At 70.0% G+C, this 16,831-nt stretch carries 14 protein-coding genes; 5 read left to right on the top strand and 9 right to left on the bottom strand.

Features of this window, described 5'->3' with window-relative positions; translation table 11 throughout:
• Positions 1-128: 128 nt before the first annotated feature.
• Positions 129-1,448: a glycosyltransferase family 4 protein gene (locus CFB50_RS35745; protein ID WP_089449132.1), complete on the top strand. Its 1,320-nt coding sequence runs from the start codon at positions 129-131 to the stop codon at positions 1,446-1,448.
• Positions 1,448-2,494: a UDP-glucuronic acid decarboxylase family protein gene (locus CFB50_RS35740; RefSeq protein ID WP_089449544.1), complete on the top strand. Its 1,047-nt coding sequence runs from the start codon at positions 1,448-1,450 to the stop codon at positions 2,492-2,494. The genes CFB50_RS35745 and CFB50_RS35740 overlap by 1 nt, the downstream gene beginning before the upstream one ends.
• Before the next feature lie 31 nt (positions 2,495-2,525).
• Here CFB50_RS35740 and CFB50_RS35735 read toward each other — a convergent pair whose 3' ends face one another.
• Positions 2,526-4,841, bottom strand: coding sequence for a PAS domain-containing protein (locus CFB50_RS35735; protein ID WP_089449131.1), 2,316 nt, complete (start codon positions 4,839-4,841; stop codon positions 2,526-2,528).
• A 101-nt stretch (positions 4,842-4,942) separates the two neighbouring features.
• On the opposite strand from CFB50_RS35735, the gene CFB50_RS35730 reads away from it, so the two are divergent.
• Positions 4,943-5,653, top strand: coding sequence for a PIG-L family deacetylase (locus CFB50_RS35730; protein ID WP_089449130.1), 711 nt, complete (start codon positions 4,943-4,945; stop codon positions 5,651-5,653).
• Positions 5,632-6,555 carry a glycosyltransferase family 2 protein gene (locus CFB50_RS35725; protein ID WP_089449129.1) on the top strand — a complete coding sequence of 308 codons (924 nt, stop codon included), beginning with the start codon at positions 5,632-5,634 and terminating at the stop codon, positions 6,553-6,555. Before CFB50_RS35730 ends, CFB50_RS35725 begins: the two co-directional genes overlap by 22 nt.
• Before the next feature lie 14 nt (positions 6,556-6,569).
• Here the strand turns inward: CFB50_RS35725 and CFB50_RS35720 are convergent, their stop codons facing one another.
• Positions 6,570-7,937, bottom strand: coding sequence for a sigma-54-dependent transcriptional regulator (locus tag CFB50_RS35720; RefSeq protein ID WP_089449128.1), 1,368 nt, complete (start codon positions 7,935-7,937; stop codon positions 6,570-6,572).
• Positions 7,938-8,286: 349 nt separating this feature from the next.
• Here CFB50_RS35720 and CFB50_RS35715 point away from each other — a divergent pair, with 349 nt between their 5' ends.
• Positions 8,287-9,309: a sigma-54 interaction domain-containing protein gene (locus tag CFB50_RS35715; RefSeq protein ID WP_089449127.1), complete on the top strand. Its 1,023-nt coding sequence runs from the start codon at positions 8,287-8,289 to the stop codon at positions 9,307-9,309.
• 22 nt (positions 9,310-9,331) lie between these two features.
• Here the strand turns inward: CFB50_RS35715 and CFB50_RS35710 are convergent, their stop codons facing one another.
• The 7 genes from CFB50_RS35710 to CFB50_RS35680 are packed head-to-tail and all read right to left on the bottom strand — an operon-like array spanning position 9,332 to position 16,654.
• Positions 9,332-10,282, bottom strand: a complete 951-nt coding sequence (locus tag CFB50_RS35710) for a glycosyltransferase (RefSeq protein ID WP_089449126.1) — start codon at positions 10,280-10,282, stop codon at positions 9,332-9,334.
• The gene (locus CFB50_RS35705) at positions 10,272-11,357 is read right to left on the bottom strand and encodes a glycosyltransferase family 9 protein (RefSeq protein WP_089449125.1); all 1,086 of its coding nucleotides are present in this window, start codon (positions 11,355-11,357) and stop codon (positions 10,272-10,274) included. The genes CFB50_RS35710 and CFB50_RS35705 overlap by 11 nt, the downstream gene beginning before the upstream one ends.
• Positions 11,354-12,355, bottom strand: a complete 1,002-nt coding sequence (locus tag CFB50_RS35700) for a glycosyltransferase family 2 protein (protein ID WP_089449124.1) — start codon at positions 12,353-12,355, stop codon at positions 11,354-11,356. The genes CFB50_RS35705 and CFB50_RS35700 overlap by 4 nt, the downstream gene beginning before the upstream one ends.
• Positions 12,352-14,097, bottom strand: a complete 1,746-nt coding sequence (locus CFB50_RS35695) for a carbamoyltransferase family protein (protein ID WP_089449123.1) — start codon at positions 14,095-14,097, stop codon at positions 12,352-12,354. Before CFB50_RS35695 ends, CFB50_RS35700 begins: the two co-directional genes overlap by 4 nt.
• Before the next feature lie 3 nt (positions 14,098-14,100).
• Positions 14,101-15,303, bottom strand: coding sequence for a glycosyltransferase family 9 protein (locus tag CFB50_RS35690; protein ID WP_089449543.1), 1,203 nt, complete (start codon positions 15,301-15,303; stop codon positions 14,101-14,103).
• Positions 15,303-15,911: a D-glycero-alpha-D-manno-heptose-1,7-bisphosphate 7-phosphatase gene (locus CFB50_RS35685; RefSeq protein ID WP_089449122.1), complete on the bottom strand. Its 609-nt coding sequence runs from the start codon at positions 15,909-15,911 to the stop codon at positions 15,303-15,305. Before CFB50_RS35685 ends, CFB50_RS35690 begins: the two co-directional genes overlap by 1 nt.
• Positions 15,902-16,654 carry an SDR family oxidoreductase gene (locus tag CFB50_RS35680; protein WP_089449121.1) on the bottom strand — a complete coding sequence of 251 codons (753 nt, stop codon included), beginning with the start codon at positions 16,652-16,654 and terminating at the stop codon, positions 15,902-15,904. Before CFB50_RS35680 ends, CFB50_RS35685 begins: the two co-directional genes overlap by 10 nt.
• Positions 16,655-16,831: the final 177 nt, after the last annotated feature.

Below are 16,831 nucleotides of genomic sequence, written 5' to 3'. Positions count from 1 at the left end.
ATCCAACCCGTTGTAATTTTTTCGGTATCGCGACGGGCGGCTTCACGGGCAACGCCCCGGGTATGCCGCTTGCCGAATCACTGGCAACGGTGGCCCATCCACGCGGCCCCGGTACCGGGAGCAACACCATGCAAAGAATCGCGTTGATCAGTGAGCACGCATCGCCGCTGGGGGTGATCGGCGGCGTCGATGCCGGCGGGCAGAACATCTACGTCGCGAACGTCGCGAAGCAGCTGGCCGAGCGCGGCCTCGACGTCGATGTCTATACGCGCTGCGACAACCCGCACCTGCCGGAAGTCGTGCCGATCAGCATGCGCATGCGCGTGATCCACGTACCGGCCGGGCCACCCACCGACATCCCCAAGGAGCGGCTGCTGCCGTACATGGCCGCGTTTGCGGAGGGCATGGTCGCGCGCATGCGACGCGAGCCCGACCCGGTCGACGTGATGCACGCGAACTTCTTCATGTCGGGCGACGCGGCGTTGCGCGTGAAGCGGCGGCTCGGCATCCCGCTCGTCACGACCTTCCATGCGCTCGGTCGCGTGCGCCGGCTCCATCAGGGCGACGCCGACGGCTTCCCCGATGCGCGCTTCGCGATCGAGGACACGCTCGCGCGCCGCTCGGACCGCGTGATCGCCGAATGCCCGCAGGATGCACTCGACCTGATGACGCACTATCGCGCCGACGCCGCGCGCATCGAGATCGTGCCGTGCGGTTTCGACGTGCGGGAACTCAGGCCGACGCCGCGCATCGACGCGCGCGCGCAGCTCGGCTGGCCGCAGGATGCGTTCGTCGTGCTGCAGCTCGGCCGCCTCGTGCCGCGCAAAGGCATCGACACGGTGATCGACGCGCTGGCCCGCATGCCGCGCGATCCGCAACGGCCGACCCACCTCTACATCGTCGGCGGTAGCCAGGCCACGCCCGATCCGGCACGCGACCCGGAACTCGCCCGTCTCGCGGGGCTCGCGCACGAACTGGGGATCGCCAACCGCGTGACCTTCGTCGGCCGGCGCGACCGCGACACGCTGCACCTGTACTACAGCGCGGCCGACGTGTTCGTCACGACCCCGTGGTACGAGCCGTTCGGCATCACGCCGGTCGAGGCCATGGCCTGCGCGACGCCGGTGATCGGCAGCCACGTCGGCGGCATCCGCACGACGGTGGACGACGGAACGACCGGCTACCTCGTCCCCCCGCGCGATCCCGCCGCGCTGGCCGCGCGGCTCGTCCAGTTGCGCGCGCAACCCGATCTGTGCGCGGCGCTGGGACGCGCCGGCTATCTGCGCGCGCATCGGTTCTATACCTGGAAAGGCGTGGCCGACCGGCTCGTCGACATCTATCGCGACGTCGCCCGACCGCGCAGCGCCGGCGCGTCGGCCGGTGCCGGTCGTCGCACCCCCGTCTCGATCACATCGGGCGCGCTCGCCCATCGCAGGGAGAACGCATGATGAAGGGCCATGATCGCAAACGCGTGCTCGTCGCCGGCGGCGCCGGCTTCCTCGGCTCGCATCTGTGCGAACGCCTCGTGTCGGACGGCCACGACGTGCTGTGCGTCGACAACTTCTACACCGGCACGAAGGACAACATCGCGCATCTGCTCGACGCGCCGACCTTCGAATTGATGCGGCACGACGTGACGTTTCCGCTCTATGTCGAAGTCGACGAGATCTACAACCTTGCGTGCCCCGCGTCGCCCGTCCACTACCAGCGCGACCCCGTCCAGACGACCAAGACGAGCGTGCATGGCGCGATCAACCTGCTCGGTCTCGCGAAGCGCGTGAAGGCGCGCATCCTGCAGGCGTCCACGAGCGAGGTGTACGGCGACCCCGACGTCCATCCGCAGCACGAGCAATACTGCGGCCGCGTGAACCCGGTCGGCCTGCGCGCCTGCTACGACGAAGGCAAGCGCTGCGCGGAAACGCTGTTCATGGACTATCACCGCCAGTACGGCGTCGACGTGCGGATCGCGCGCATCTTCAACACGTACGGCCCGCGCATGCATCCGGCCGACGGCCGCGTCGTGTCGAACTTCATCACGCAGGCGCTCGCCGACGCGCCGCTGACCGTCTACGGCGACGGCAGGCAGACGCGCTCGTTCTGTTACGTGGACGACATGATCGATGCGCTGATTCGGCTTATGAATGAGCCGGGCGACGCGAGCGAACCGGTCAATCTCGGCAGCGACGCCGAAATCGCGATGCTCGACGTCGCGCGCGAAGTCGTGCGGATCGTCGGCGCGACGGTCGCGATCGAGTTCCGGCCGCTGCCATCCGACGATCCGCGCCAGCGGCGGCCGAACCTCGACGCCGCGCAGCGGCGCCTCGACTGGCGCGCGACCACGCCGCTCGCCACCGGGCTCGCGCGTACCGTCCGGTACTTCATTCATCGGCAGGCCGCGCTTCACCAACCGGGCGATCTCGTGCGCAGCACGCAAATCGCGTCGCACCTGCTCGCGCAGGTCGATATGCCGCGCCGGCCGGCACCGGCGCAGTGACGACGCCGGTGCATCCGGCGCGCACCGTCCGTCAGTCGTCGCGCTTCGTCACGAGCATGATCTTGTGCGCCAGTTCGCGCACGTCGACCGGCTTGCACAGATAGCCGTCGAAGCCGGCCTCGAGGGCTCGGCGCTCGTCCGCCGGGCCCGCGTGCGCGGTGACGGCGAGCACGCGCAGGTTCCGCGTGTCGCCCTCGCCGTTGCCGTTGCCGGCGCCGTGCCGAAGCGCATCGAGCAGCCAGAAGCCGTCTCCGTCCGGCATCGCGAGATCGGACAGCACGACGGTGGGCTGCAGGTCGGCGGCCATCGCGAGCGCTTCGCGGCCCGACGACGCGACCGTGACGGCCGCGCCGAACGTCGTCAGCGCGGCGGTCAGGCTAGCGCGCGTCGTCGCATCGTCGTCGACGATCAGGATCCGCTGCATGGCGAGCCCGAGCGGCGCGTGACGGTCGCCCGCCTGCGCGAACCCCCACGCCATCGCGCCGGCCGGCTGCCAGTCGGCCGGCAGCCTCACCGTGAACGTCGAGCCGAGATTGCGGCCCGCGCTTTCGGCCGTCACGGTGCCGCCGTGCAGCTCCGCGATATGCCGCACGATCGACAGCCCCAGGCCGAGCCCGCGCCGCGACGACGCGGGCGAATCGTCCGCCCGACGGAACATGTCGAAGACGTACGGCACGAACTCGGGCGCGACCCCCTGCCCCGTATCGGCCACGGTCAACACCGCGTGCGTGCCGTTGCGCACCAGCCCGACATGCACGCTGCCGCCGCCCGGCGTGAACTTGAGCGCGTTCGACACGAGGTTCGACAGCATCTGCCGCAACCGTTCCGCGTCGCCGGACACGATGAACGTGCTGGACCCGCAAGCGAATTCGAGCATGACGCCGGCCGACGATGCAGCCGTCTGGAACGTGCCGACCGAGTCGGAGAACAGCCGCGCGATGTCGACCGGCGCCGTGTCGAGCCGCAGCTTGCCGGTCGCGAGCGACGATGCATCGAGAATGTCGCCGACCATCCGCGTGAGCGAGCGCGCGCTGCGGTCGATCGCATCGATCGCCTGACGCTGCAGCGCGTGGTCGACCGAATGGCGCAGTACCTCGATCCAACCGTAGATCACGTTCAGCGGCGTGCGCAATTCGTGCGACACCGTGGCCAGCAACTCGTCCTTCAACCGGTTCGACGTATCAGCCTGGTCGCGCGCATCGCGCGCGCCCTGCAGCGACCGCTTCGCGCGCAGATCACGCCGGCGCCGCGCACCGGTTTCGTGCAGCGTCAGCGACAGCGCGAGGGTCGCGCCCGCGTCGCCGCGCAACCGGCGCGCCGACACGGTCGCACGAAACCGCCGGCCATCGCGCCGGACGCACAGCAGTTCGACCGGCCCGACCGCATCGCGCATGGCGTCGAACGATTCGGCGAACGGCCTGCGCCACAGCCAGCGCATCGCGACGAACGTCTCGAGCGAACGGCCGCGTGCGTCGTCTTCCTCGTAGCCGAACATCCGCTGCGCGGCCGGGTTCCAGCTGACGATGCGGCCATCGCCGTCGACGCCGACGATCGCGTCGGGCGATGCGTCGACGACCGCTTGCTGAAGACGCGACGCATCGACCCGCACGCGGTCCGCACTGGCGTCGCGCACGATCATCACCGCCCCGTCGATGTTGCCGTCCACGTCACCGAGCGGCGACGCCACCTCGACGACCGGTACCGGATCGCCGCCCTCCGTCACCTGCAGCCAGTGCCGGTCGGACGTCGCGTGGGCGCCGCCGAGCGCGCGTTCGAGCGGGGTCGTCGGCACGCGGCGGCCCTCATGGTCGACGATCCGCAGCACGTCGCGCGCGGGCCGCCCCGTCGCGTCTTCCGGCGTGCAGCCGACGAGCGCGGCCGCAGCCGCGTTGAGGTAGGTGAGCCGCCCGTTCGCATCGGCCGCGATCACACCGTGCGGCAGTGCCTGCAACACGGCTTCGAGCCGCTGCCGCGCGGCCGCCTCGCGCCGGCGCGCACGATCGTTCGTGAGCCGCGTATGGCGCAGCATCGCCGCGAGCGCACACACCAGCACGCCGACCAGCATGAACGTGCCGAGCTGCACGAGCCGATCGGGCAGCGGCTGCGTATAGGCCGCGGAATCCGAGAGGAACAGCGTCCACACGAGTATGCCGCTGGCCACGGTCGACACGATGCCGAACAGGAACGACGTCGCCCATGCGGCGCCCGCGAGCAACGGGTAGTACAGCACGAACGGCAGGTTCACGCCGCCGAAACGGATCGCGAGCGACTGCAACACGGTCGCGAGCGCGACCAGCATCGCTGCCATCACGTAATTGCCGGCTCGCGGTCGGGTCATTTCAATCATCGGACACGTTCCTGCCTCGAGTGGCCGTGCGCCCTCGGGGCAACGACGGCTGGGTACGATGCCTGCTCGCCCGGCTGGCCACCCACCCGGGAGATCATCTTGTGACGCATGCCCCGACTCGCTGGCTCGTTGTCTCGCCCCATCTCGACGACGCCGTCTTCAGTTGCGGGCGCCTGCTTGCCGCAGCGCCCGGTTCGATCGTCGTCACCGTGTTCGCCGGCATTCCGCCGCGCGATGCGCCGGCGCCGCCGTGGGATCGCCGCGCAGGCTTCCATCGCGCCGACGAAGCCGTGCGCGCGCGCCGCGACGAAGACCGACGCGCGCTCGCACGGCTCGATGCGCGGCCGGTCTGGCTCGACTTTCTCGACGATCAATACGGGATGCCCGCCGCATCGGCAGCGATTGCCGCGCGCCTGGCACAGGAGATCGACGCACATGCCGGATTCGGCGTCCTCGCGCCGGCCGGCCTGTTCCACCGGGATCACCTGCAAGTGCAGCAGGCCGCGCTGTCGCTGCTGGATCGCGCACGCACGTCGCACGACGCGGCGCGCGTGTGGCGCTTCTACGAGGACGTACCGTACCGCCGGATCGCGGGGCTGATGGCCACGCGCGTGACCGGCTGGCGCGAGCGCGGCTGGGTCGCCCATCCGGCCGGCGCCCCGGCCTGCGACCGCGCGGAAGCCATCGCCGCGAAAACCGCCGCGGTCGCCGCGTATGCGAGCCAGATTGCGTTGTTCGATTCTCATATGCGCGCCGATCTCAAGGAACCCGAAACGTACTGGCGGCTCGAATGCGACGTCACGTTCGCGTAACACCCGCGCGCAACGTTGCGCCCCCGACCGAACCGCGCGTGACCGCCATCGTGCTGACCTACAGACGACCGACCGGGCTCGCGCACACGCTGGCCCGGCTCTCGTCGCTGCCCGACCGCCCCGCCATCGTCGTCGTCGACAATGCGTCGGAAGCCGACACCGCCGCCCTGATCCGCCACCGCTTTCCGCACGTCGTACTCGTGCATGCGCCCGCCAATCTCGGCGCGGCCGGCCGTAACCTCGGCGTGGCCGTCGCCCGCACGCGCCACGTCGCGTTCTGCGACGACGACACCTGGTGGGCGCCCGGTTCGATGGAGCAAGCCGCGGACCTGCTCGACGCGTATCCGCACGTCGCGGCCGTCACCGCACGCGTGCTCGTCGGCGCCGATCTGCGCGAAGACCCGACCTGCCGCCGGATGGCCGACAGCCCGCTCGATGCGCCCGTCACGCTGCCCGGCCGCCCGATCCTCGGCTTGCTGGCCGGCGCGACGGCGTTCCGGCGCGACGCGTTCGTGAAGGCAGGCGGCTACCATCCGCGCTACTTTCTCGGCGGCGAGGAAGCGCTGCTCGCGCTCGACCTGTACCGCGCCGGCGGATGGCTCGTCTATGCGCCGAGTCTCACGGTCCACCATGACCCGTCGCCGCAGCGCGACTCGCTCACGCGCGCCCGCGTCACCGCCCGCAACGCGGTATGGACCGCCTGGCTCAGGTGGCCGGCCCCCGCCGCGCTGCGGCAGACCGTGCGGCTGCTGCCGCGCCTGTGGCGCGACCGCATGCTCGCGCGCACGTTCGCGGGCCTGGCGTGGATCCTGCGGGAGCGCCGTGCGATCCCGCCGCACGTGGACCGCATGCGCCGCCAGCTCGACCGTGATGCGCGTCGGGATGCGTGCAACGGAGCATGAGCGCGGCGGCACCATCAGGAATCCGGTTTTCCTGCATCGTCATCCAGTTGCGCGAGCCGGTTGTAGATCGTCTTCAGGCTGACGTCGAGCACCTCGGCCGCCTGCGCCTTCACGCCCCCGCATTGCGCGATGGTGCCGAGGATCAGCTTGCGGTCGACTTCCTCGAGCGGCGTGCCGAACGGCACCGTGACGCGATCGTCATGCGAATCGACCATGCTCGACAATTCGTCCATGATCGGCGGCGGCAGCGTATCAATCAGGTCCGTATCGCTGAAGATGCTCGCGCGCTGCACGAAGTTGCGCAGCTCGCGTACGTTGCCGGGCCACGCATAGGTCTTCAGCGCGTCGCGCGCGGCCGGCGCGAAGCGCAGGTTCCGGCCGCTTTCGGCGTTGAACTGCTGCAGGAATGCATCGGCGAGCATCGGGATATCGTCGCCGCGCTCGCGCAGCGACGGCAGCGGGATCGGGAACACGTTGATCCGGTGGAACAGGTCGGGCCGCAGCTTGCCGTCGGCCATCGCGGCCTCCGGGTCGCGGTTGGTCGCCGCGACGATGCGCACGTCGACATCGATCTCGCGCGTCGAGCCGAGCCGCGTGAGGCGCCCCGTCTCGAGCACGCGCAGCAGCTTGACCTGTGACTCGAGCGGCATCTCGGTGATCTCGTCGAGAAACAGCGTGCCGCCGTCCGCGCGTTCGAAGAAGCCCTTGTGCTGGCGCTCCGCGCCCGTGAAGCTGCCGCGGTCGTGGCCGAACATCTCGCTCTCGACGAGGTTCGCGGCGATCGCGCCGCAGTTCACCGCGAGGAACGGGCCGCGGCGGCGCAGGCTCAGGTCGTGCACCGTCTGCGCGGCCAGCTCCTTGCCGGTGCCCGATTCGCCTGTCAGCAGCACCGACGCCTCGGTGCGCGCCACGCGGCCGATCGCGTCGTAGACGGTCTGCATCGCGGGCGAGCTGCCGAGCATGCGGCCGAAGCGGCCGAGCCGCTGCAATTCCGAGCGCAGTTCGGCAATCTCTTCATGCAGCGCGGTGGTGCGCGGCACGCGCGCGAAGATGCTGTTCAGCCGCTGCATGTTGAGCGGCTTCACCAGGTAGTCGGTCGCACCGCGCCGCAGTGCGTCGATCGCGGTTTCGAGGCTCGCGTGGCCGGTGGTCAGCACCATTTCACAATGCGCACGCTTCGGCAACGCATCGAACAGATCCATCCCGTTGCCGTCCGGCAGCACGAGATCGCACAGCACGAGATCGGGGGGGTGCGTCGTGACGAGCGTGCGCGCTTCCTCGAGCGTCGCGGCCGTATCGCAGGCAAGCTGCTGTGTGCGTGCGAGGGTCGCGAGCATGGTGCGCGTATCGGCATCGTCTTCGACGATCAGGACGTAGGGCATCGAGGCTCCTCGTGAAGCGGCCCGACCCCTGCATGGCCGGCACCGCGACGGACGCACAGCGCACTGTCTCCGCCTCGTTTCGCGGCGGCACGCGCCGCGCTGCGCATGATCGGACGGGCGAGCGTTCGTGCCCGGGACGCAACGCTTAGCAGTATAGAAGAACGGTGTCGCGCATTCTCCGCCAATCGAATAAATCTATCCGGCCGCGCGGCCCGCATTGCAGATTCAATGTCTCACCGCCGGTATAAAAGGTATTCTCGATACAGGAAAACGGTGACGCATGCCACGTCATTTTTTCATCCGGTCTCGGCGCATTCGGTCAAATCTTCCCATTCGATATCCCACCCCCATGTCGAAACCCGTCGATGACGGTGCGCGGCTCGTCGGCCGCTCGCGTGCGATCCAGACCCTGTTGCTGAAGGTGTCGCGCGTGGCCGCGACGCGCGTCGGCGTGTTGATCGTCGGCGAAAGCGGCGCGGGCAAGGACATCGTCGCGCGGCTCCTGCACGACCTGAGCCCACGCCGCCGCGGGCCGTTCGTTCCCGTCAATTGCGGCGCGATCCCGCATGACATTGCGGAATCGCATCTGTTCGGTCACGAGAAAGGCAGTTTCACCGGCGCCGTTGCCCAGCATGTCGGCATGTTCGAGGCCGCGCGCGGCGGCACGCTGTTTCTCGACGAGATCGCCGAAATGCCGGCGGAGCTGCAGGTCAAGCTGCTGCGCACGCTCGAGTCGAACTCGATCGTGCGGGTCGGCGGCCACGAGTCGATCCCGCTCGACGTGCGGATCGTCGCCGCCACCCATCACGACCCGGTCGAGGCCGTGCGCAGCGGGCGGCTGCGCGAGGACCTGTTCTACCGGATCGCGACGGTCGCGCTGCACGTGCCCCCGCTCAGGCAGCGCGAGGACGACGTCGACGATATCGCGCTGCAGATCGTCGAGCGGCTGAATGCGCGGCACCGCACGAGAAAACGGCTGTCCATCCAGGCGATGAAGGCGCTGCGCGCCTACACGTGGCCCGGTAACGTGCGCGAGCTGCGCAATACGCTCGAGCGCGCGTTCATCCTCGCCGACGAGCAGATCGAGTTGCAGTTGCCGCGCCGTGCGCCACCGCGCGACGAATGTCGTCACAACGCGATCACGCTGCATATCGGCACGACGCTCGCGCACACGCAGCAGCGCTTCATCGTCGCATCGCTGCGGCATTTCAACGGCGACAAGCCGCGCACCGCGAAAGCGCTCGGCATCAGCCTGAAGACGCTGTACAACCGGCTCGCGCTCCTGCCCGAACATGAACGGGATGCGTTTCGCGGAACCGGCGCGTCGAACGTGCCGGACGTGCCGAACCCACCCGACGCACCGACGCCCTGAGCCCGCGCGGCACGCGTGCGACTTACGTCGCGACGTCGTGCAACGCCGCGTCCCAGTCGCGCACGAACCGCTCGATGCCGAAGCGCTCGCATGCGTCGCGTCGCGCGGCGGCGCCCCACTCGCGTGCGAGATCGGGATCGCGGATCAGCATGCGCATCGCATCGATCAGCACGGCCGGCCGCGTATCGGCCACGCCGTTGCGGCCGCTCCGGACGAGCAACGCCATCTCGGTCGTCGCGAACGCGACGATCGGCATCCCGATCATCATCGCCTCGATCACCGCGAGCCCGAGGCTCGTATAGCGGATCGGATTGAAAAAGAACCGGTAGTGCGACAGGAATTGCGGCAGTGCCGGGTTCGGTACCTCGCCGATCCCGCCCAGCTCGGCCGAGCCCATCCCGACCAGTTCGAGCGGCACGCTGTGACGCGCGGCCTCGAACAGGTCGGCGCCCAGGCGACGGCCCCTGCGCGCCAGGTTGTTCACGACCGTCACGCCTTTCGGCAACGTCCCGTGGTACGCGACGTTGTCGGGCATCAGCACGCCATGCTCGATCACACGCGTCGGCGTCACACCGTTGTCCCACATCAGCGCGTTGAACGGCGTCACGTGCACCAGCAGGACGTTCGGATCCTGCACCGGATGCAGCGTATCGGTCGGATGCCCGCGCGGTGGATCGTGCTCGACGAACAGGGTCGGCAACGCACGCTGGTCGTCGCTCAGCAGCCGCAGGCGGTCGTGCTCGTAATGGCTCTGATGCTGGTACAGCACGCAGTCGAATGCGGTGTCGCGTACGCACTCCACCGGCACCTCGTGCACGTTGTCGCCCCATGGCAGATGCCCGACGCGGCCTGCATAGCCGGGCGGATCGTGCGGCTTCGTCACGATGAAGAACTCGTGCGGCGCCTGCGACAGGTAATACAGGTAGTTGCCATGCACGTGCCAGGTCAGCACGCGCAGCCGCTTACGTGACATGACGCCTCTCCTCCGCAAGCAGTTCGCCTGCCCGCTCGATCACGTCGCCGACGCCGATCGCCATCGCGCATTCGTGCCCATACGGGCACGTGTCGAACATGCACGGCCGGCACGCCGGAAAGTTCGCGAGGACGTGATGACGCGCGCCGTCGAGCGGCGCCCAGCGTGCCGTGTCGCTGCCGCACGCGACGACCACGCTCGGCGTGCCGAGCGCCGCCGCGACGTGCGACACGCCCGTGTCGTTGCACAGCAGCAGCCGTGCACGTCCGATCAGCGCGGCCAGCGCGCCGAGCGGCGTGCGGCCGCACAGGTTCACGCAGGGCCGCGCGAGATGCTCGGCGAACGCACCGGCCAGCGCCAGTTCCGCGCGCGTGCCGGTCAACACGATCTGCCAGCCGTCGTCGGCGAGCTGCCGTGCGGCGAGCGCGAAGCGCTCGACCGGCCAGCGCCGCGACGCCATCCGCGCGCCGGGATGCACGATCACGTACCGCCCCGGATCGAGCCCATGCTCGTCGCACAGCACGTGCCACAACGCATAATCCAGGCCGCCGAGCGGGAATTCGAGGTAGTCGCCCCATGCCGCATAGCCGAGCGCGCGCATCAGCGCCAGGTAACGCGTGACTTCCGGCTCGTCGTCCCGCCACGCGAGCGTGTGGTCGAGCCGGGTCGCGCCACCGTCGGCCGGCATGAAGCCGGCCGTGCGCGTTGCCCCGAGCGACGCGACGATCGCGTTGGTGTACGTGCCGCTGCCGTGCAGCTGGATCGCGAGGTCGAAATCCCGGGCGCGGCACTCGGCGATGAACGCTTCACGGGCGGCTGCGTCGGGCACGGGTTGTTCGTCGAGCCCCGGCGCGCCGGGAAACGCGATGAAACCGTCGATGTAGTCCGAGAAACGCGACGCAAACTCGCGCGCCCACGGCAACCCGATCAGCGTGATCCGCGCGTCGGGTTCGCCGCGCCGCAGCGCGCGCAACGCGGGCACCGCGCACAGCATGTCGCCGAGCTGCAGCGCACGGAACACCGCGATGCGCGTCGGGCGTTGCACGCGCTCGAAATCAGGAGGTTCGGTTGTCATAGGAACAAGACCCGGAAATGAAGCGCGCCGCGCATGCGCCAGTACAGCGACACGGGCGGAATCGCGATGGACGTGACGATCATCTCGGCAACGTGCGACGGCGTGAGCTCGGTGCCGCGCAAGCGCTTCACGCAGAACGCCGCGGTAATCACGGCCCAGACCGTCGCGCATGCCACGCCCGGCGCGGGCCACCCGGCCGCGAAGCACACGATCGCGCCGAGCCCGGCGAGCACCGCCGCGTAGTAGTGCCACGGCGGCGCCGACCGGATGTGGCGGCGGTAGGTCGCACGGTGCTTCTTGTACAGCAGCGCGTCGAAATAGACCTTCGACTGCTGGCCGATGCTCGCGCCCCAGCGCGCGGGGCGGACCGGATGCACGATGCACGCCGCATCCGCGTCGACGATCGGCCCCGCGTGTTCGCGCAACGCGAACATCAGGTCCGCATCCTCGCGCCATGCGCGCGTGAAGCGTTCGTCGAAGCCGCCGACACGTTCGAGCGCCACGCGCCGCACGAAGCAGTTCGCGGTCGCGAATTCCGCATGTGCGAGGCCGGCCGCGTCGCGTTCGTAGTCGGTCGGGTGCGGTCGCAACGGCACGTCGATGCGGCCCGCGGCCGCCGCCGCGGACGGTTCGGCCAGCAACGCGGCCGTGCCGTGGCGCAACCACGCCGGATCGGGAATCGTGTCGTCGTCGGTGAACGCGATCAACGCGCCGCACGCGCTGCGCCAGCCGACGTTGCGCGCACCGGCCGGCCCCTGCGTGGCGGGCGCGGTCATGTAGCGGATCGCCGGCACGTCGGTCACGCGCGCACGGCACCGCTCGACGACGGGCCGCGCGCTGCCGGCGGCGTCGTCGTCGACCACGATGATCTCGTAGGCCGTCGGGTCGAACACCTGCACGCACAGTGCTTCGAGGCAGCGTTCGAGCAGGTCGGGCCGCCGGTAGGTCGGCACGACGACCGACACGACCGGCGGTCGTTGCGTGTCGCGCGCGTTCATCTCGGTTTCTCCAGCAGGAACGAACCGATCACGAGCGCGTCGAGCGGCGACGTCCAGAAGCATTCGAGCGCGTCGCGCGGCGTGCAGACGATCGGTTCGCCGCGGGTGTTGAACGACGTGTTGACGAGCACCGGTACGCCGGTGAGCGCGTCGAACTCGGTCAGCAGCGCGTGCAGCAGCGGATGCTGGGTGTCGTCGACGGTCTGCACGCGCGCGGTGCCGTCGATATGGCGCACGGCCGGAATCGTCGCTTCGGCGCCGGGCGCGACGTCGTACACGAACAGCATGAACGGCGCGCGCAGCGGCGTGCGCCGCCCGCCGCGGAACCAGTGATGCGCCTTGCTTTCGAGCACGACCGGCGCGACCGGGCGAAAGTCCTCGCGGTCCTTGATCCGGTTGAGCTTGCGCTGCATGTCCGGGTCGGTCGGCGACGCGAGGATCGAGCGTGCGCCGAGCGCGCGCGGGCCGAACTCCATGCGCCCCTGGAACCAGCCGATCACGCGGTTCGCCGCGAGCAGCGCGGCCGTTTGCGCGGCGACGTCGGCCAGCCGCCGGTACGGCAGCTGGGCGTCCGTCAGGAACGCCTCGATCGCGTCGTCACCGTATGACGGCCCGAGATACGCATGGTCCATCCGCCATGCGCCGCGCTCGCCGCGCATCCGGAAGTCGGTCCACAGCGCCGCGCCGAGCGCGGTGCCGGCGTCGCCGGCGGCGGGCTGCACCCACACGTCGTCGAACGGGCCGCGATCGCGGATCTTCGCGTTCATCACGCAGTTCAGCGCGACGCCGCCCGCCATCGCGAGCTGCCGCTCGCGGGTGCCGGCGGCCAGCCAGTCGACCGCCTGCAATGCCGTTTCTTCCAGCACGCGCTGCAACGCATGCGCGATGTCGCAGTGATGCGGCTCGATCGGGCCGCCGCGTTCGCGCGGCGGGCCGAACAGCGCGACGAGATCGCCGTCGAGGATCGCGTAGCGTCCGTCGCCGTCGTAGCGCACCAGCTTGCGCATCGCGTCGGCGAACACCGGCTTGCCGTATGACGCGAGCGCCATCACCTTGTACTCGTCGGACGAATGCAGGAAGCCGAGGTAGCGCGTCACGCGTTCGTACAGCAACCCGAGCGAATGCGGCAGGTTGACCTGGCCGAGCCGCCGGTACGACCGGCCGTCGAACGCGCCGTAGCTCGTCGTCGCACGCTCGCCGCGCCCGTCCATCGTCATCACCGCGCAGCGCTCGAAAGGCGCCGCGAGAAACGCGCTCGCCTCGTGCGCGAGATGGTGCTCGACGAAATGCCAGCGGAACGGCCCGTCGTGCGTGACGCCGCGAAAACGCCGCTGCAGGTGGTGCGGCGCACCGCCCGCGAGCTGGCGCGGCGCGTTCACGATCGACGACAGGAACAGCGGATGCCATGGCGACGCGCCGCCGTTGCGCGGCGCATGGGCCGACGGCGAAAGCGGCAAGGTCAGCGACGGCTCGGCAGTGTCGCGGTCGAGCTCGAACCACGGATCGTATGAATACGCGACATGGTCGACGTCCGCGAGCACGATGCCGGCCTCCGCGAGACAGTAGTCGATCGCATGGTAGGGCAGCTCCCAGGTCGAGAACGGTACCGGGCGCTTCGCGTGCTTCACGTGCGTGAAGCGTTCGTCCTCGGCGGCCGCGATCACGATGCCGTCGCGCACGAGGCACGCCGCACTGTCGTGAAAGGCGGCGTTGATGCCGAGCGTATGGATCGGTGCGGGCATGCGTCAGCTCCTCGTGATGGCGGGCGCGAACGGAATCACGTTCGATGTCCTCGCCTCGACCGGTCCGTCGCCATGCATGGCGGCCCGCACGGCCGCCCGCCGCGCATGGCGTATGCGGCCGCGCAGCAGCGCGTGCACGGCTGCGACCGCATCGTCGACGCTCACCGCGCGCAGGCACGGATGGCCGGGTTGATCGCACACGCTGTGGTAGCAGTTGCGGCATGGCACGTCGACGTTCAGCACCCGATGCGGCACCCGCCAGGGCGTGTGCTGCGGATTGGTCAGCGCATAGAGATCGACCACCGGCGTGCCGAGCGCCGCCGCGAGATGCACCGGGCCGGAATTGTTCGACAGCAGCAGGTCGGCCGTCTCGATCAGCGCGCCGAGTTCGCCGAGCGACAGCGCGCCCGCCAACGGCACCGCGCGCGGGCCCGCGCGGGCGCACACCGTGTCGACCAGCGCGCGCTCGCTCTCGCTACCCGTCACCGCGATGCCGTCGAACAGCGGCGCGACGCACGCGGCCACCTCGCCGAAGCGCTCGGCCGGCCAGCGACGCGACGCCGCGCTCGCACCCGGATGAACGACGAGCCAGCGCGCGGATGGCGCGTCCGGCCGGCGCGGGCCGCCGATGCGCTGCAACGCGGCCCGCAACCGCGCATCGACCGCGCGCCGCGCCGCGTCGCCAGGCTCGAACGCCATCCGCCAGTTCGACGTCGTGGCGCCGATCGCGCGCACGAGCGCAAGCTGCCGCGCCACCTCGTGCCGCACGTGCGACTCCGGTTCGCTTTCCGGCACGCGGTCGGTCAGCAGTTCATACGGGTTCTCGCGGCAATGCGCGAGCCGCAGCGGAATGCCCGCCAGCCAGCACATCATCGCGGCGGGCAGTGGATTCTGGCTGTAGACGGTAAAGACCGCGGCCGCATCGAAACGGCCGGCCAGCAGCCGATCGATCATGTCGAGATCGGCGACCGGATCGCCGCGCACGTCGGGGTGCTTGACCCACGGCGCGTCGTAGGTCCACACGTCGTCGACCATCGGCAGGTGCGCCGCCAGCGCGGAGCCCGTGCGCGACGTCAGCAGCGTGAGCCGGCGACCCTCGCCGCTTTCCTTCAGCGCGCGCAACGCGGGCGTCGTCATCAGCACGTCGCCGACGCTGTCGAGCCGCACGCACAGGATGCGTCGCGCGCGACGCCACGCGGCGTTCATCACCGCACCCACGTGCCGTGCCGCCGCACGGCTTCGCGCGCGACGATGTCGGCCGCGAGGTCGACGCGATCGACGACATGGTGCGGCGTACGCGCGGCGCCGGTGCGCCATTCGGTCTCGTGCCCGCAGTCGACGAGGATCGTGCGGCAACGCGCGGCGCGCCCGGCCGCGACGTCGTCGAGGATGTCGCCGATCATCCAGCTCCATTCGGGGACGACGCCCAGCGCGGCCAGCGCGCGACGCAACATGCCGGGGCGCGGCTTGCGGCAGACGCAGTCGACCGTATAAGCCGGCACGCTGCCCCGCGGATGATGCGGGCAGTAGAAAAAATCCGCCAGCGTCGCGCCATTCGCTTCGAACAGTTCGGCGAGACGCCGACGGACCGCGCCCAGCTCGTTTTCGGTAAAGCGGCCGAGCGCGACGCCCGGCTGGTTCGAGACGACCACGATCGGCATGCCGGTCGTGCCGAGCGTGCGCAGCGCGCGTGCCGCGCCCGGTGCGAGGCGCATCCGCGCCGGATCGACGTTGTAGGGCACGTCGTCGAGCAACGTGCCGTCCTTGTCGATCAGCACGGCCCCGGGCAGCCCCCTTTCGCGCGTCAAGGCCATGACGTCTCCTTCATCGGCAGCACCATCAGTTCCGGCACCACGGTGCCGGGTGGCTGCATCAGCACGAAGCGCACGGCGGCCGCGACGTTCTCGGCCGGCTGCAGCGTGTCCGCGTCGATGTCCGGGAAGCGGTCGAGCAGGAACGGCGTGCGCATCCCGCCCGCGACGATCGCCGACACGCTCACGCCGGCCGGCCGCAGTTCGGCATGCAGCGCGTGCGACAGCCCGAGCAGCCCCCACTTCGTCGCGTGATAGGCGGATGCATTCGGCCACGCGCGCTTCGACGCGGTCGACGCGATGTTGACGATATGTCCGGTGCCGCGCGCCTTCATCATCGGCACGGCGGCATGGCACATCAGGTAGGGGCCGAGCAGGTTCGTCATCAGCACCTGCCGCCACGCATCGACGCTCACGTCGTCGATCGGCGCGGTCACGTCGATCGCCGCGTTGTTGACGATCACGTCGAGGTCGCCGAGCGCTTCCCGCGCGTCGTGCACGACCTGCAGCACGGACGCCTCGTCGCGCACGTCGAGCGGCCGGCCGACCGCCGGCCGGCCGTGCCGTTCGAGCCGCTGCGCGACGGCGACCGCGCGGTCGCCGTCGAGATCGGCGACGATCACGTGCGCACCGTGCCGCGCCAGGTCTTCGCAAATGGCCTCGCCGAGCCCGCGGCCGCCGCCGGTCACCAGCGCGACGCGGCCGGCGAGCGGCGCTTGGGCCGGATCGTGTTTGACGTCGCTCACCTGCACCTCCTGGGGACGTCCGGACGCATCCGGACTGGCTGTGACGCGTGTCGCGACAAGCGTCGGTGCCGGAGATACAGCGAGAACCGTGCCGACTTGCGTGCGCCCGTGCCGCCTCGCGCGCCGGTACGCGATCGCTGGCTTTTTTATAAGCTGCTGTAAAAACCGCCCCGGCCG

This window comes from Burkholderia sp. AU33423 (assembly GCF_002223135.1).
Classification (GTDB): domain Bacteria; phylum Pseudomonadota; class Gammaproteobacteria; order Burkholderiales; family Burkholderiaceae; genus Burkholderia; species Burkholderia lata_D.
This window is presented reverse-complemented; position numbering and strand designations above follow the sequence as displayed.

Excerpts from the sequence above, each read along its gene's own strand:
- CFB50_RS35715 (WP_089449127.1), top strand. The coding sequence starts at position 8,287 with ATGTCGAAACCCGTCGATGACGGTGCGCGGCTCGTCGGCCGCTCGCGT.
- CFB50_RS35725 (WP_089449129.1), top strand. The coding sequence starts at position 5,632 with ATGCGACGTCACGTTCGCGTAACACCCGCGCGCAACGTTGCGCCCCCG.
- CFB50_RS35685 (WP_089449122.1), bottom strand. The coding sequence starts at position 15,911 with ATGGCCTTGACGCGCGAAAGGGGGCTGCCCGGGGCCGTGCTGATCGAC.
- CFB50_RS35735 (WP_089449131.1), bottom strand. The coding sequence starts at position 4,841 with ATGATTGAAATGACCCGACCGCGAGCCGGCAATTACGTGATGGCAGCG.
- CFB50_RS35700 (WP_089449124.1), bottom strand. The coding sequence starts at position 12,355 with ATGAACGCGCGCGACACGCAACGACCGCCGGTCGTGTCGGTCGTCGTG.
- CFB50_RS35695 (WP_089449123.1), bottom strand. The coding sequence starts at position 14,097 with ATGCCCGCACCGATCCATACGCTCGGCATCAACGCCGCCTTTCACGAC.
- CFB50_RS35690 (WP_089449543.1), bottom strand. The coding sequence starts at position 15,303 with ATGAACGCCGCGTGGCGTCGCGCGCGACGCATCCTGTGCGTGCGGCTC.
- CFB50_RS35740 (WP_089449544.1), top strand. The coding sequence starts at position 1,448 with ATGAAGGGCCATGATCGCAAACGCGTGCTCGTCGCCGGCGGCGCCGGC.
- CFB50_RS35705 (WP_089449125.1), bottom strand. The coding sequence starts at position 11,357 with ATGACAACCGAACCTCCTGATTTCGAGCGCGTGCAACGCCCGACGCGC.
- CFB50_RS35710 (WP_089449126.1), bottom strand. The coding sequence starts at position 10,282 with ATGTCACGTAAGCGGCTGCGCGTGCTGACCTGGCACGTGCATGGCAAC.
- CFB50_RS35745 (WP_089449132.1), top strand. The coding sequence starts at position 129 with ATGCAAAGAATCGCGTTGATCAGTGAGCACGCATCGCCGCTGGGGGTG.
- CFB50_RS35720 (WP_089449128.1), bottom strand. The coding sequence starts at position 7,937 with ATGCCCTACGTCCTGATCGTCGAAGACGATGCCGATACGCGCACCATG.